This window comes from Methanohalophilus halophilus, assembly GCF_001889405.1.
Taxonomy (GTDB): Archaea; Halobacteriota; Methanosarcinia; order Methanosarcinales; family Methanosarcinaceae; genus Methanohalophilus; species Methanohalophilus halophilus.
On record NZ_CP017921.1, the window covers coordinates 1,663,384 to 1,678,361 of the forward strand.

General features: G+C 41.9%; 15 protein-coding genes. 2 read left to right on the forward strand and 13 right to left on the reverse strand.

What is annotated here, in order from left to right; genetic code table 11:
- Window positions 1-171: 171 nt before the first annotated feature.
- From BHR79_RS08590 to BHR79_RS08630, 9 genes are all read right to left on the reverse strand, one after another.
- Window positions 172-984, reverse strand: coding sequence for a hypothetical protein (locus BHR79_RS08590; protein ID WP_072561940.1), 813 nt, complete (start codon window positions 982-984; stop codon window positions 172-174).
- 8 nt (window positions 985-992) lie between these two features.
- The gene (locus BHR79_RS08595; protein WP_072561941.1) at window positions 993-2,417 is read right to left on the reverse strand and encodes a 2-oxoacid:acceptor oxidoreductase family protein; all 1,425 of its coding nucleotides are present in this window, start codon (window positions 2,415-2,417) and stop codon (window positions 993-995) included.
- A 2-nt stretch (window positions 2,418-2,419) separates the two neighbouring features.
- Window positions 2,420-3,478, reverse strand: coding sequence for a 3-methyl-2-oxobutanoate dehydrogenase subunit VorB (locus BHR79_RS08600; protein ID WP_072561942.1), 1,059 nt, complete (start codon window positions 3,476-3,478; stop codon window positions 2,420-2,422).
- Between the two features lie 3 nt (window positions 3,479-3,481).
- A complete protein-coding gene (locus BHR79_RS10755; RefSeq protein ID WP_072561943.1) occupies window positions 3,482-3,721 on the reverse strand; it encodes a 4Fe-4S dicluster domain-containing protein in 240 nt (79 codons plus the stop codon).
- A 60-nt stretch (window positions 3,722-3,781) separates the two neighbouring features.
- Window positions 3,782-5,461 carry an AMP-binding protein gene (locus BHR79_RS08610; protein ID WP_072561944.1) on the reverse strand — a complete coding sequence of 560 codons (1,680 nt, stop codon included), beginning with the start codon at window positions 5,459-5,461 and terminating at the stop codon, window positions 3,782-3,784.
- Between the two features lie 29 nt (window positions 5,462-5,490).
- Window positions 5,491-6,042, reverse strand: coding sequence for a helix-turn-helix domain-containing protein (locus BHR79_RS08615; protein WP_072561945.1), 552 nt, complete (start codon window positions 6,040-6,042; stop codon window positions 5,491-5,493).
- A gap of 173 nt (window positions 6,043-6,215) precedes the next feature.
- Window positions 6,216-6,425 carry a hypothetical protein gene (locus BHR79_RS08620; RefSeq protein WP_072561946.1) on the reverse strand — a complete coding sequence of 70 codons (210 nt, stop codon included), beginning with the start codon at window positions 6,423-6,425 and terminating at the stop codon, window positions 6,216-6,218.
- A 2-nt stretch (window positions 6,426-6,427) separates the two neighbouring features.
- The gene (locus tag BHR79_RS08625) at window positions 6,428-9,184 is read right to left on the reverse strand and encodes a heavy metal translocating P-type ATPase (protein ID WP_234970402.1); all 2,757 of its coding nucleotides are present in this window, start codon (window positions 9,182-9,184) and stop codon (window positions 6,428-6,430) included.
- The gene (locus tag BHR79_RS08630) at window positions 9,165-9,365 is read right to left on the reverse strand and encodes a heavy-metal-associated domain-containing protein (RefSeq protein WP_072561948.1); all 201 of its coding nucleotides are present in this window, start codon (window positions 9,363-9,365) and stop codon (window positions 9,165-9,167) included. The genes BHR79_RS08625 and BHR79_RS08630 overlap by 20 nt, the downstream gene beginning before the upstream one ends.
- A gap of 85 nt (window positions 9,366-9,450) precedes the next feature.
- Between BHR79_RS08630 and nadA the strand changes: the two genes are divergently transcribed.
- The gene (gene nadA / locus BHR79_RS08635; protein WP_072561949.1) at window positions 9,451-10,359 is read left to right on the forward strand and encodes a quinolinate synthase NadA; all 909 of its coding nucleotides are present in this window, start codon (window positions 9,451-9,453) and stop codon (window positions 10,357-10,359) included.
- Window positions 10,360-10,432: 73 nt separating this feature from the next.
- Here nadA and BHR79_RS08640 read toward each other — a convergent pair whose 3' ends face one another.
- Window positions 10,433-10,786: an ABC transporter permease gene (locus BHR79_RS08640; RefSeq protein ID WP_234970403.1), complete on the reverse strand. Its 354-nt coding sequence runs from the start codon at window positions 10,784-10,786 to the stop codon at window positions 10,433-10,435.
- Window positions 10,787-10,844: 58 nt separating this feature from the next.
- Between BHR79_RS08640 and BHR79_RS08645 the strand changes: the two genes are divergently transcribed.
- Window positions 10,845-11,495 carry a flavodoxin family protein gene (locus BHR79_RS08645; protein WP_072561950.1) on the forward strand — a complete coding sequence of 217 codons (651 nt, stop codon included), beginning with the start codon at window positions 10,845-10,847 and terminating at the stop codon, window positions 11,493-11,495.
- Between the two features lie 33 nt (window positions 11,496-11,528).
- Here BHR79_RS08645 and BHR79_RS08650 read toward each other — a convergent pair whose 3' ends face one another.
- The 3 genes from BHR79_RS08650 to BHR79_RS08660 all read right to left on the reverse strand — a co-directional run bounded on the left by BHR79_RS08650 (window position 11,529) and on the right by BHR79_RS08660 (window position 14,974).
- Window positions 11,529-12,752 (reverse strand): SufB/SufD family protein, encoded by a 1,224-nt coding sequence (locus BHR79_RS08650; protein ID WP_072561951.1) that lies wholly within the window; start codon window positions 12,750-12,752, stop codon window positions 11,529-11,531.
- Window positions 12,731-13,474 (reverse strand): ABC transporter ATP-binding protein, encoded by a 744-nt coding sequence (locus tag BHR79_RS08655; protein ID WP_072561952.1) that lies wholly within the window; start codon window positions 13,472-13,474, stop codon window positions 12,731-12,733. Before BHR79_RS08655 ends, BHR79_RS08650 begins: the two co-directional genes overlap by 22 nt.
- A 219-nt stretch (window positions 13,475-13,693) precedes the next feature.
- A complete protein-coding gene (locus BHR79_RS08660) occupies window positions 13,694-14,974 on the reverse strand; it encodes an ATP-grasp domain-containing protein (protein WP_072561953.1) in 1,281 nt (426 codons plus the stop codon).
- Window positions 14,975-14,978 lie beyond the last annotated feature (4 nt).

Sequence of the window (14,978 nt, forward strand, 5' to 3'; positions counted from 1 at the left end):
AACCAGAACTATGATTGCTGCAACCAAACCTGCAGGTATTCCCAGAAGAAGAGAAAAATAAACCGTATCTGCAAAAAATTCAGTTATCGTGATCCCAATTGTCAAAAATACCAGAAGGGATGTGAGAATATTTCTGATTATTTTGATTGGATAATTGAAACCAATTGCTCCTCATTTTATTTTTTGTATTATATAATATACAGTTGATCCACCAATTGCTGTCCATAGGGGAAAAATTGAAATAAATGAATTTAGCCCTCCAAATAATGTCAGCAAGCCAGCTAAAAGCGCAATCATACGGGTGGCAATTATTCTTTCTTTTGACAATGGTTTTGATTTTACATCAGATAAAGTCCGGGGAATTCCAGTGTTTATAATCTTTACAATGGAAAACACAATTAATAGCAGTAAAATAAAAATCTGGTATTGTGATGGAAAAAGGATTTCGATATTACTTCTGTAAAGTACAAAAAGGCTGATAATAAGGCAAATAAAAGCAAAAATGAAATGTCTTTTTATGGGTTCATTTAGTCTGGTATCCATAAAAAAAGCAAAACTCATCAACAACCCTTGTATCCAGTTTCCTGTATATATTAGGTATGTGCCTGTAAGAAGGATCAGTATACTGTCAAACAGCGTAGGTATTATTCCAGAGATCCGGTTTGTAATTCTAAAAAGGAATAAGAGCAATACAAGGGGTAATATAAATGGACTCTCTAGAAATAGCAGGCAACAAACGCACAGGCCAGCAGCAATTAATGCTGCATGTGGGTTATCAGGATCAATCTCTTTTGTAATTGCCCAGGCAAAAAAGATAGAAAGAGCGGACCTACCAGCCCATATAATCGCTTCATTCAGACGTTCTCCTGAAAGAATCTGATATGAGATAGATGCAATAAATATCACAGTAGAAAGATAAATGATTATCCGGTTGTCCGGATAATCCATATCAATGGGTCGTGAAAGGGCTGATCTAATTTCCATGTGTGATATCAGAGGTTCTCAGAAGCCCATTTTGCTCCTTCTTTCAATATTTGCTGGTTGAGAGGTATGAGTTTTTGCTTTGCTGCAAAAGTCTCCTCAATGGCTTCCATATAGTCCTCAACATCAAGACCTGTTACCCCAAGCTGCATCAATACACCTATTATTGCAGTATTGGCAGCCCTTTCAGAGCCTCCTTCCTTTGCAATTTGGGTGGCAGGTACCTTGATTGCCCTTACACCTTCAGGTGCCTCGAAGTCACCGACAGTGGCATCATAAAGGATAATTCCGCCCTGTTTGACATCAGAGGCAAATTTTTCCAGTGACGGCAGGTTCATGGCCACCAGGATATCCGATTCATACACTACAGGGGAGCCGATTTCCTCTCCTGAAATGACCACAGAACAATTTGAAGTACCTCCCCTCTGCTCCGGGCCATAGGAAGGATACCAGGAAGTGAATCTTTTGGCACGACATCCTGCACGGGCCAGTATCAGGCCCATACTGAGTACTCCCTGGCCTCCAAACCCTGCAATCTTGGCAAGTATACGTGTAAATTCAGGATCCTCCACAGCGTCAGGGGATGCGGAATCGTCGATCTTGTAAATATGATCGATATTTTCCTTTGAAAAGTTACTTTCCGGGCAGGGAAGTGGTTCTCTCTCTTCAGCCAGGTCCCTGAGGTTACCCAGCGGGAATTCCTTCTCCATTTCCTCATTAATGAATTTAGTACTCTGCTCGGCATTCTGTTTCAGGTTTGTCGGACAGGCAGCAAGTACTTCCACAAATGCATAACCTCTGCCTTCCTTCTGGATCTCAAGAGCCCTTTTGACCGCCTTTCTTGCCTTGCGTATATGGGAGATGTCTGACACCGATACCCTCTCAATAAAGACAGGCCCATCCAGGTTATTGAGAAGTTCACACATATGCAATGGGTATCCTGCAAACCTGGGATCCCTGCCTGTGGGACATGTCACTGTTTTTTCACCGATGAGTGTGGTAGGTGCCATCTGGCCTCCGGTCATCCCGAAAACGGTATTGTTAACGAAGAAGACCGCCATCTTTTCTCCGCGGTTGGCAGCCTGGATTGTTTCATTCATGCCGATGGATGCCAGATCACCGTCACCCTGGTATGCAATGACAACTGCATCTCCTTCTGATCTCGATAGGCCTGTTCCTACTGCAGGTGCCCTTCCGTGGGCTACCTGGAGATTGCCACAATTGAAATAATAATAGGCAAAAACAGCACATCCCACAGGGCTGATCATAACTGAACGGTCCTGTATCTCAAGATCGTCCATGGCTTCAGCAATAAGTTTATGGAGTATGCCATGCCCACAACCCGGGCAATAATGAGTGGCCGTCGGAGCGGCTCCACCCTTGCGTGTGAATTCATCGTAGAGGGAATCCGGCTTCTTGATAACTTTTTCTTCCATTTTTATTCCTCCTTGCCTGCGACTTCCCTTAATTTACCCAGTACCTGATCCATTGTAATAAGATTGCCACCCATGCGGTTTACCAATTCCACAGGTTTCCTGCAGCCAGTTGCCAGTTTTATGTCATCCAGAAGTTGGCCGTTACTCATTTCCACTGAAATGAAACTGACATCCTTTCCGGCAAGTTCAGACAGTTCTTTTTCAGGGAACGGGAAAAGTGTAATTGGTCTGAAAAGTCCTGCCTTGATGCCTTCCTTGCGGGCAAGTTCAACAGCAGAACGACAGATCCGGCTGCTAATTCCATATGATACAAGGACGATCTCGGCATCATCCATCATGTATTCATCGACATCAACTTCCTTTTCCTTTATTGTTTCGTACTTTTCCTGGAGTTTATAGTTAAAGTCTTCCAGTTCACCAAAGTCAAGGAAAATGGAAGTTACAAGGTTGTGGTAGGTTTTCTTATTACCACAAACAGCCCAGGAAGTATCAATTTCCGGTTTGACTGCTTTTTCAGGGAATTTCAGTGGTTCGACCATCTGCCCGAGTACACCATCGGCCAATACTACTACAGGATTTCTGTATTTTGTAGACAGCTCAAAAGCCTTGATTGTCAAATCACACATTTCCTGGACTGAATTGGGTGCAACCACGATGTTGCGATAATTCCCATGTCCGCCACCTTTTACTACCTGATTATAATCGCCCTGTTCCGGGCCGATATTTCCCAGGCCGGGGCCGGCTCTCATGATATCAACAATTACACAGGGAAGCTGTGCACCTGCAAGATAGGATACACCTTCCTGTTTAAGGCTGATTCCCGGCCCTGAGGATGCCGTCATAACCCTGTGTCCTGCGGAGGCTGCTCCGAATACCATGTTTATTGCGGCTTCCTCTGATTCTGCCTGCACGAATTTCCGGCCGAGCTGGGGGAAGGTCCGTGATGCTTCATGAAGAATTTCGCTTGCAGGGGTTATTGGGTAACCAAAGTAGCAGTCACATCCTCCGTATAGTGCCCCTATTATCACTGCATCATTACCTTTTGTAAGTTGTGTGGCCATATCTTAACACCTCTTTTTAACAGGGATATGTATTTCTATTGCAAGAGGTTCCGGACATGTGTAATAACAATTAGCACAGCCGGTACACCCTTTACCTTTATACTGGGCATAATGGTAACCTCTTCTGTTGAGTTCATCACTCATTTCCAGCACGTTTTTTGGACAAGCAGTAATGCACCTTGTACAGCCTTTGCATTCAATAATATTGATTAAGGGATATGGTTCTTTTTTTTCTTCCTTCATAAAAACAACTCATGGTGCCTTTTTATTATCTGAAAAATAGAAAGGAAAAGGAAATATAAATTAGTTGTCTCCCTTTTCGTCGTCGTGTTGTCTGATTTCTACCCTGCGAATCTTGCCACTTATGGTCTTGGGAAGTTCAGGTACAAATTCCACGATTCTCGGATACTTGTAGGGTGCGGTAACTTTCTTTACATGATCCTGCAACTCTTTCTTGAGTTGCTCACTTGCTTCATAGTCTTTAGTAAGTACAATGGTGGCTTTTACAACCTGCCCACGTACAGGATGAGGGGATGCAGTGATTGCACATTCAAGGACTGCAGGATGCTGCATAAGTGCACTTTCAACTTCAAACGGTCCTATTTTGTAACCGGAACTCTTGATGATATCATCGGCTCGTCCTACAAACCACATATATCCATCTTCATCTTTCCATGCCATGTCACCGGTATGGTAATAACCGTCACGCCATGCGGCCTCTGTCTTTTCAGGATCTGCACGATAACCTGCAAACAAACCTGTGGGCCTGTTTTGTGATGTATCGATTACAATTTCTCCTTCTTCTCCGACATCTGCAAGTTTTCCGTCAGGACGCATCAAATGGATATTATAGATGGGTGAGGGCTTTCCCATAGAGCCGGGTTTTGGTTCCAGCCATGGATAAGTTGCAATGGCTACAACAGTTTCTGTCTGCCCGAATCCTTCCATTAGTTTGAGATCGGTATATTCCAGGAATTTTTCATACACCTCGGGATTCAGCGGCTCTCCTGCAACCACACAGTAATTGAGACTGCTAAAATCATACTGGCTCATGTCTTCCTTTATCAGGAAGCGATATACTGTAGGCGGTGCACAGAATGTTGTAACACCATAATGGCTGGCTTTTTCCAGCATATTTTTGGCATCGAATCGTTCATAATCATAAGCAAAGACAGCTGAGCCGCAAATCCATTGACCGTAGATTTTGCCCCAGGCACATTTAGCCCAGCCGGAATCTGCTACTGTAAGATGCAGACCATTGTCCATTACATTCTGCCAGTAGCCGGCTGTGAGTATATGAGCAAGGGGATATGTAAAATCATGTTGTACCATTTTTGGGAAACCAGTTGTGCCGGATGAGAAATACATCAGGGATATGTCTTTGTTCTGTGTTGCTTGCCCCCCTTTTGGACGTACAAATTTGGCGGGTGATTTTTCCAGTTCTTCTGTAAAGTTAATCCAGCCGGGACGATTGTGGTTAATTACAAATTTGTGCTTAAGCACATTTTTGAAATCCTTGTGTGCCTCATCTATGTAATCCAAAAGCCCCTCATCAGCATCACTGACGACCATTTGTATGTCTGCTCTTTCAATGCGGTACTTGAGATCCCTGGTTGTTAACATGTGGGTGCCGGGAAGAGCGATGGCACCAATTCTGTGCAATCCTAATATACATATCCAGAATTCATATCTTCCCTTTAAGGTAAGTTTTACCACATCACCCTTTTTTATTCCATATTCACTGAAAAGGTTGGCAGCTTTTTCACTGTAATATTTCAGATCAGCAAAAGTGAATATATTTTCTTCGCCGTCATCGTTACACCAGACAAGAGCCTTTTTTTCAGGCTGTTCCTTGGCGTACAGGTCAACAACATCATATACGAAATTAAAATTTTCAGGGATGTTGATCTTGAAATTAGTGTAAAAGTCATCGTATGATTCAAAATCTGTTTTTGCCAGGAAATTATTTATAAGTGAGGTCATTCTTGCACCCGTTTTGTTTATTTTGGAATTTAGAAGATTATTGCAAGGAATTTTGCAGCTTTGTCTCCGACTGCCTGCATTGAATGGTTGTAATTTGAATCGAAGTATATTGAGTCACCTTCGTTGATAATTATTTCATTATTATGGATGATAACTTTCAGGGACCCTTCAAGTACATAATCAAATTCCTGTCCGGGATGGGAATTGGGAGTGGAATCCTGGTTGGATTGGGGTTCAACGGTAACTACGAATGGTTCTGCCTTTTTGTGAATGAAATTCGGAGCCAGTCCTTCGTACTGGTACTGTTTTCTTCTTTCTACACTTACTCCTTCATCCTTACGGGTAATGGTGAAAATATGCATCCTCGGATCTTCACCGGTAAGCAGCACCGTCATATCAACTTCGAGCAATTGTGCAATCTCAAAGAGGATACTGGCAGGGATGTCAAGTTCCCCTGATTCGTATTTTTTATATTCTTCTAATGCGATATCAAGGGAGGAGGCTATTTCCTCTGCACTTATACCGGATAACCCACGCAATTCTTTGACACGTGATGGAATTTCTTTTATTTTTTCCTGCATTTTGAGCCTACCATTTAAACTGTCATATTTATTCATGATTTAAGTTTTAATCATTTTAACAACAATATTTTAAATATATTTGTGAATTATGAAAACGTGAATCATGCTAACAAGGAACAGTAAAAATATTGTATTTCATATCAAAATACAACAAACTAAAAAATAAATATGAATCATCTATCAACCAGCATCGGCCATATGAGCAGGAAAATAATAAAACTTAATAGAAATACAAAAATCGACCCTGCAACAATATCAACATCTGCAAATTTGTCCGGATTTCCATTATTGATTGAGATGGCAACTCCTGCAAAAAGTGCTGTTGTAATCATGGAACTTGCAAGAGCCAGGATTCTGTTTTTATTCTGTTTTTTCTTATCCATAATTACTCGACCCTTTTCCTTTTCATTAACAGGGAATTTGTCATCACAGAGACCGAACTCAGGGCCATGAATGCTGCCGCCATCGCCGGTGTTATTAGTGTTTGTCCAAATACCGGGAATAGCACACCTGCAGCTATTGGTATACCAAGTGTATTGTAACCAAATGCCCAGAAAAGGTTTTGTTTGATCTTTTTCATTGTCAGTTTACTTAAATTCAGGGCCTTTAAAATATCCTTCACGTCATTTTTGATAAGAACAATATCCGCAGACTCAATGGCGACATCCACTCCTGCACCCATGGCAATTCCAACATCAGCCTGTGAAAGGGCCGGTGCATCATTGATGCCATCCCCAACCATTGCTACTCTTTTGCCCTGGCTTTGCAGTTTTTCAACTTCTGCTGCCTTTTCACCGGGCAATACTTCTGCAAAGACCGTATCAATTCCTGCCTGCCTTGCAATTGAATGTGCAGTTTTGCTGTTATCACCTGTTATCATGGCAACTTCAAGTCCATATTTCTGCAGTCGGGATATTACTGATGGTGCCTCCTCTTTCAATACATCGGCAACAGCCAGGACACCGGCAATTGTACCATCAATGGCGATCAGTATTGCTGTTTTTCCTTCATCTTCAAAATTATCCGAATATTTGACTACTTCACCTGGATCAATTGCTTTTTCTTCCATGAGACGTTTGGTGCCGATAATCACAGAGTGATCATCCCATTCTCCTGCAACTCCTTTGCCGGATAATGATTCAAAACCGGATATATTTTTTAGCTGGAGTTTTCTGGATTTTGCTCCCTCCACTATCGCTTCAGCAAGCGGATGCTCGGAAAGTTTTTCAACTGAAGCTGCTGCCTGGAGCAGATAGTTTTCTTCATAATTGCCTGTTGTTGCAACATCTGTAAGGAAGGGTTTACCAATTGTCAGAGTACCGGTTTTATCAAACACAATTGTATCTACTTTGGGAGTAGTTTCCAGACTTTCCCCGTCACGGATGAGGATTCCATTTTCAGCACCCATCCCGGTACCTACAATTATGGCAACAGGTGTGGCAAGGCCCAAGGCGCAGGGACACGAGATTACAAGTACCGTGATGGCAATCAGCAGTGCGAAGAGAAACGGGCTGGCAACACCTGTGAGTTCAGCAACATTAAATGCTGCGTAGCCTGTGAAGAACCAGAAGAAAAATGCTAACAGTGCAATGGACATCACAATGACAATAAAATATCCTGCTACAATGTCAGCAAGGCGCTGAATGGGTGCCTTTGATGTCTGGGCCCTTTCTACCAGTTTTATGATCTGTGACAGGGCAGTATCAGCACCAACCTTTGTAGCTTTGAACCTGAATGATCCCGTCTTATTGATCGTTGCACCGATCACTGTATCTCCTGTGTTTTTTTCAACAGGGATGCTTTCGCCTGTGATCATTGATTCATCAACAGCAGAATTACCTTCTATGACTTCACCGTCAACCGGTATTTTTTCTCCCGGTTTTATCACTACGGTGTCACCCGGTTTTACTTCTTCGACAGGAATGTCTTTTTCTTCACCATCCTCTATTACCCGGGCAGTTTTTGCCTGCAGCCCCATAAGTTTACGTATCGCTTCTGATGTCTTACCCCTGCTTTTGGCTTCTAAATAACGTCCAAAAAGGATGAATGTAATAAGCATGGCAGCCGAATCGAAGTATGTGTGTTCATATCCCGCACCCAGGTTCAGGAAGGCTGCTGCAGTACTTGCAATATAAGCGGCTCCGGTACCCGAGGCCACCAGTAAGTTCATGTCGGCAGACCCGTGCTGTAATCCCCTAAAGGCTCCGGTGAAAAACTGTCTGCCGGGGAAAATTAAAGTGAGGGTTGCCAGGACGAATTGAACAATATTGTTGGCGAGAATATCAGGCACATAAGGGTCAATCCTCAACAGTCCCTGCATGGCACCGAGGGTAAGAGGCAATGTCAAAGCAAAGGCTATCAAAACGTTTTTTTGTTGCTCAAGTCTTTCCTGTTCTTGTTTGTCTTTCAAATTATTTTGTGTATCTTCCGGTATTGAAGCACCGTAACCCGCTTTTTCTATGGCTTTGATAAGACCTTCCTGATTGATTATGGAACGATCGAAAATGACATCCACTTTTTCCAGGGATAGGTTTACATTTGCTTCAAATACCCCGGGTTGATTTTTGAGCGCCATTTCTACATTGGATACACAGGAGGTGCAGCTCATCCCGGTAATATCCAGAGTCAGACGGTCACTGCGAATTCCGTAACCAAGGGACTCGATCCGGTCACGTATATCATTTAAATCCAACTTATTAGCATCATATGTTATAGAGGCTTTTTCCAATGCAAAGTTGACAGAGACTTCCTCCACTCCATCTACTTTTGCAAGGCCTGTTTCAATACGCTTTGCACAGGCAGTGCAGGACATACCAGAAATATTCAATATCAGGGTCCTTTCAGTACCCCGGCTTGATATTTCTTCAATGTTTACAGGACAGGTTTCTTCACATGCATTCTCTTCCTGGCCTTCAACAGAATACCCTGCCTGGCTGATAGTCTCCTTCATGGTTTCAACACTGGTGGATGAAGGATCATAATTCACCGTGGCAATACCACTGTCAAGGTCTACCTCTACAGATTTCACTCCTTCAAGGCTTTCAAGTGCATCGTGAACACTTTTTGTGCAGTGTCCGCAACTCATACCGCTTACATGTAAAAGAATCTCGGTCATGGTTATATTATGCCTCGTAACCTGCATCCCTGACAGCTTTTTTCAGGCTTTCTATATTTATGTCAGGTTCATATTCCACATGGACTTCACCTTTCTCGAGGTCTACTTCAGCTTTGGATACAGAGGTAATATTTTGTAATGCCTTCTCAACTGCCATCTTGCAATGGCCACATGCCATTCCTTTTACTTTAATGTCTATCTTTTCCATAAAATATCACCGGTTTAGGTTATTGTCCAACAATTTAATATATTTGCCTCTCAAATATAGTTAACGCCGTGAATTAGAAATCAAGATGATTTATATGGATCAAATAATTGCTAAAATCGAAGAACTGAAGACAAAAATGAATGCTGTTATTCTGGCTCATAATTACCAGCGATGTGAAATACAGCAACTGGCAGATTATACGGGTGATTCACTTGGACTGAGCCGTCAGGCAGTGGAACATGACTGTGATGTCATTGTCTTTTGCGGGGTGGATTTCATGGCGGAGAGTGCAGCCATTCTTTCCCCGGGTAAGCAGGTACTACTGCCTGCAAAGGATGCCCATTGTCCTATGGCAGCAATGGTTGATGTGCCATCACTCAGAAAAGCTAAAGCAAAAAACCCTGATGCTGCAGTTGTATGTTATGTAAATTCCTCAGCAGCTGTAAAGGCAGAAAGCGATATATGTTGTACTTCCTCAAATGCTGTCAATGTGGTAAATTCCCTTGAAGAAGATAAAGTAATTTTTGTGCCGGATAAGAACCTGGCACATTATGTCTCCCTTCATACAGAAAAACAAATAATCTTCTGGGAAGGTTATTGTCCGGTTCATCACCAGATAATGCCGGAAGAAATCATAATGGCAAAACAGGAGCATCCGGATGCTGAATTCTTGGCTCATCCGGAATGCAGACCTGAAGTTGTTGAGATGGCAGATGCCGTACTCAGTACGTCGGGAATTATTGAAAGGGCGGGCAAACCAGGTGTAAACGAATTTATTATCGGGACGGAAAATGGTATTCTTTGCAGGCTCAAGGAGCAGCATCCTGATAAAACGTTCTATTTTGCATCTCCCTTTGCCTCATGTGCAAACATGAAAATGGTTACACCATCCATTTTGCTGGATTCAATGGAAAAAATGCAATATGAAGTGACTGTAGAAGAAAGTATAAGGGAAAAGGCAAAAAAAGCCCTTGACAGGATGCTTGAAATTTAATCTGTATTTTTGTACTTAAAGGGCATCAGGCGTTTTTCAAGGGCTGTGAATCCCCCATCTATTATGAGGGCAATCAAAATTGCCGGAATTGTCCTGCAAATATTTTCTCATTGTTGGAACTGATAGGCCCTTCAAATATCAGCTCTCCAAGCCCGCCACTTCCTATATAAGCTGTCAATATTGCAACACTGTTGACCAGTATGGCAGCAAACTTGATACCTGCAAAAATGGCAGGATAGGCATTTGGAAGGCGTATATAGCGGTGTATCTGCCATTTGCTCATACCTACTCCCCTTGCATAATCCACAAGTGCCGGATCTATATTGGAAAGTCCAATGTAGGTATTTTTTATTATCGGTAATAATGCATGTAGCAGGATTGCATCAAGGGCAGAGTTACTGACAGAATTATTAGAATTTGTTATCATTGACACTCATTTCATTTTAGGAAAAGGTTATATGTTACAACTGACCAACGTATTTATTATGTCATTGAAAGCTCTCTTTTTAAACTGTACACTGAAAAAATCACCTGAAGTATCGAATACAAAAGCCCTTATTGATAAAGCAGTTGAACTGTTTCAGGATTTTGGTGTGGATAGTGAGGTAATACGCATTGTAGACCACAATATAGCTTTTGGTGTATCCTCTGATGAAGGAGGAGATGATGAGTGGCCACAGATTCTTGAAAAAATAAAAGCCTGTGATATACTCGTAATAGGGTCTCCCATATGGTTTGGAGTAAGGTCTGCAGTGGCACAGATGACACTTGAAAGATTGGATGGATCTTATGCAGATGCTGACCCCGAAACAGGGCAATATCCGCTTTATGGCAAGGTAGCCGGAGTTATTGTGACGGGCAATGAGGATGGTGCACACAATGTTTCTGCAAATACGCTTTTCAATCTGACCCATCTTGGCTGTACAATTCCGCCAAATGCTGATTGTTACTGGGTGGGTGATGCAGGTCCGGGTCCAAGTTATATTGATGCAGGAGGAGACAGGCATCTTTACACAAACAGGACTGTCAGGTATATGGTAAACAATCTTGCTTATATGGCAAAACTTCTGAGGGACAATCCTATCCCTACAAAACTAAAGGAACTGGATGAAGCTGCAAAAAAGGTAAGTGACTGATCTGAAAATAGAGAATATGTGATGCCGATTGCATCACATTGCACTTTTGCCAATTTGTGCGATAGTTTCATCAATATCTTTCTGGAGTTCATCCGGGATTCCGGAGATACCTACATCAAGGAAACCACGCACTATCATTCCTACAGCCTCTTCTTCGGAAAGACCACGTGCCATTAGATATTCTACCTGATCCCTTGCAATCCTGCCAACCGCCGCTTCGTGTGTCAGTTCAATATCATCCACGTTTGCTTCAAGGATGGGGATTGCTCTCTGTGTTCCTTTTTTGCTCAGGACAAGTCCGTGGCATTCCAGATGACCCTTTGAATGGACTTCATTTCCTACCATTTCTCCTCTTGCAATAACAGTCCCGCCGGTTGTGATCGTCCTGGAGACAAGCTCTGCTTTTGTGTTGGGTGCATCAAATATAACACGACTACCAAGATCCAATTCAGAACCGGGATGTGCCACCGCAATGGTATTGAACCTGGCAAAGGCTCCCTTGCCGGTAAGGCGGGCTGTCGGATAGCTCTGAATAGATTTTACCGCTTTGAGCGTAATATAATTGTTGATGAAGGTGGCATCTTCTTCCAGATGAATTACTGTTCTGGGACGTACACCAATTTGTTCTGCCCAATTATGGATCATGGTGAAGTTTAGTGTGCCACCCTTCTTAACATACATTTCCGAAATGCCCAGATGCATAGCTTTGTCCACATCGCTGCTTGTGGAGCAGCCGGTAATCACATCCAATCTGGCATTTTCTTCTACTATTACAATATTGTGAACTGTCTGAGAGACATCTTTTGAACCCATTAGCAGACAGGTTTGGATGGGTAATTTTGTTTTCACTCCCTTAGGAGCTCTTATAAAATAACCATTGGCGTTTTCCAGATAACTGGTCGCAGTGTATTTATCTGCATCCACAGGCACCAGATTCCAGGAATAATCTTTAAGCCAATCATGTTTTTGCATTGCAAAGTGAAGAGGCATCAATTCAATTTCTTTATCGGAAACTGAAGAATGAGATATGGCATTATCAACCATTACAAGACTGCCACCTCTGCCTTCCCCGCTGGGAATAACTCCTACATTGAGAAGAGTTCTCTGGGATTTTTCATCGAGTTCCTTCAGGTTATCAGTATATTTAGTTTCCTTTGGAGCAATCGAATACTCATCCAGATCAAATTTCTCTCCGTATGCAGCTTCCTTTTGTAGTGCTGCTTCTGCCCTTTTTTTCAGGCTTTCTTCAGTTTGCATGTAATACACTCCTCATAACCGTTTTCTTTGATCTCCTGAAGCATTTCCCTTGGATTACCTTCGCACATTATTGTTCCGTTGCAGAGGACATAAGCACGATCTGCTTCTATGTAATCCAGGATCTGACCTGTATGTGTAATGATTAAAGCTGACTTGCCATGGCCTTTACGGTCACCAGGGCAGGTTGAATCACCATGAACCAGATTATTTATTGTGCTTCCAATAATGTCAATGCTCATAAGGTCCACACCGGATTCTGGCTCATCAAACAAATAGATACATGGTCTCTGGGCAGCAAGTTGTAATAATTCGGATCTTTTGATTTCTCCACCTGAAAATCCCACATTAATATCTCTTTCCATGAATCGCATCATATCAAGGGATTCTGCCATATGTTCCATTTCCTTATCCCCTGCTATTAGTTTTAAGAGGTTTTTCAGTTTGACTCCGGTCATGTTCGGAGGGCGCTGGGTCATAATCCCGATTCCTTTTGTTGCCCTTTCATCAATAGACATATGAGTAATGTCCTCACCTTTGAATAATATCTGCCCACTTACTATCTTGTAACCACTAAATCCCATCAATGTCATCAAAAGAGCAGATTTTCCTGCACCGTTTGGCCCCAGAATAATATTTGTGTAACCCTTTTCTACTTTGAAGTTGACATCTTTTAGCAGCTCTTTTCCACCAACCTCAACAGTAAGGTCTTTTACTTCTAACATGTAATCCTCCGCTTATTATTCATAAAAACTATTTCAGCTAGATGATGCTTTAAGTATTTACATCTATCCTGATGCTTAAAAAGTTATTTGTTATGGCTGAATTAGAAGCTTAAACAGAATACACTGCCCTGTTTCCCAGGATTTTTTCCACACCAGTAGTACTGACGTTTATCAATCCCTTCTCCCTGGTTTACTAATAAGTATTTATTTTAAAAACTATTAGAAATCCTTTTTTATACTGAAAGTTATCATCTCAATAACCCTGTCATATTTATCCACAAGTTCGGACCGTTTGTTTGCTCCTATAAAAATATCTGCAAGTTCATAGCTATAACTGTCCTGCAACTCCATTTTTGCTAATTGCTGTCCCTCGTTAACCAGCACTTTAACTATTGTGTCCGGCATTTCATTCATAACCAACGCAATTTCTTCATCTGACGGAACTGCAACTACTTTACCGGAATCAAATGTCCTGAGCATGAATTTTGCTGCATACCGGAATTTCCCATTATTGCCCAGAGATTTTGGTTTTTCACCAAGGGCAAGTTGTAGCATGATTTGATGATGTGAAACACCATGGACCTTTTCAAAAAGGTCAGCATGAGACTGGGATATCCTTGTGTTTATTTCCAGTAGATATACCTGTTTATGGAATGGGTCATAAAAAAATTCGACATTGAAAGCCGAATTATCAAGTCCAATCGATCTTATGAAACGTTTGCAAACTTTCATCATTTTTTTCTGGACCCATTTTGGTAATGATGAAGGATATTCATAACGTGAGAATGAAGAAAAATGTTGGTCCCTGACAGAATCCACAACACCATACACCTTTACCTTTCCATTGTACACATAGCCTTCCAGGGTACATTGCCTTCCGTAAAGAGGTGTTTCTGCTATACAGCTCTCTTTCATTTGAGTTATATCTGCAGGAAGATTCTGGTTCTGTAAAAGTTGCATAAACGGTTTGTGAATGAAATCAATACCTTCACGTATTTCTTCTATTATTCCTTCGAATTGTCCGCGGTTTTCTATTTCGAAAGCAAGAAATGAACGGAATGACCTGAAAGGCTTTATCCAGAAAGGAAATGGCATATTTATAGAATCAAATATATCTTCAGCAAAAGGATCAAAGGCACTGAATGTGGGTATATGTTTTGAGATTACCTTCTGTTGCTCTAACCGGCTCCAGTATTTGTGTTCACATTTAAGGACACTTTCAAAACTTGGGCCCGGTAAACCCATTCTTGATGCCAGAATTGGAACCATATCCTGTGCAGGAAAATCGAAATATGTAATTACACCGGCTGGTCCACCTTCAACAGCCCTCATTCTACTTTCCGCAAGTGATAATAGTTTATCCACATCAAATTTATCCACATTCCGCATCTCATCAATATCAATAGCTGAATGAAATACACACTCTTCGGCAGCCGGCACTTTTTCAAGTTTTTCCAAATTGAAGGAATCCATTCCTACAACAAAAATATTTTTCTTCATTTAT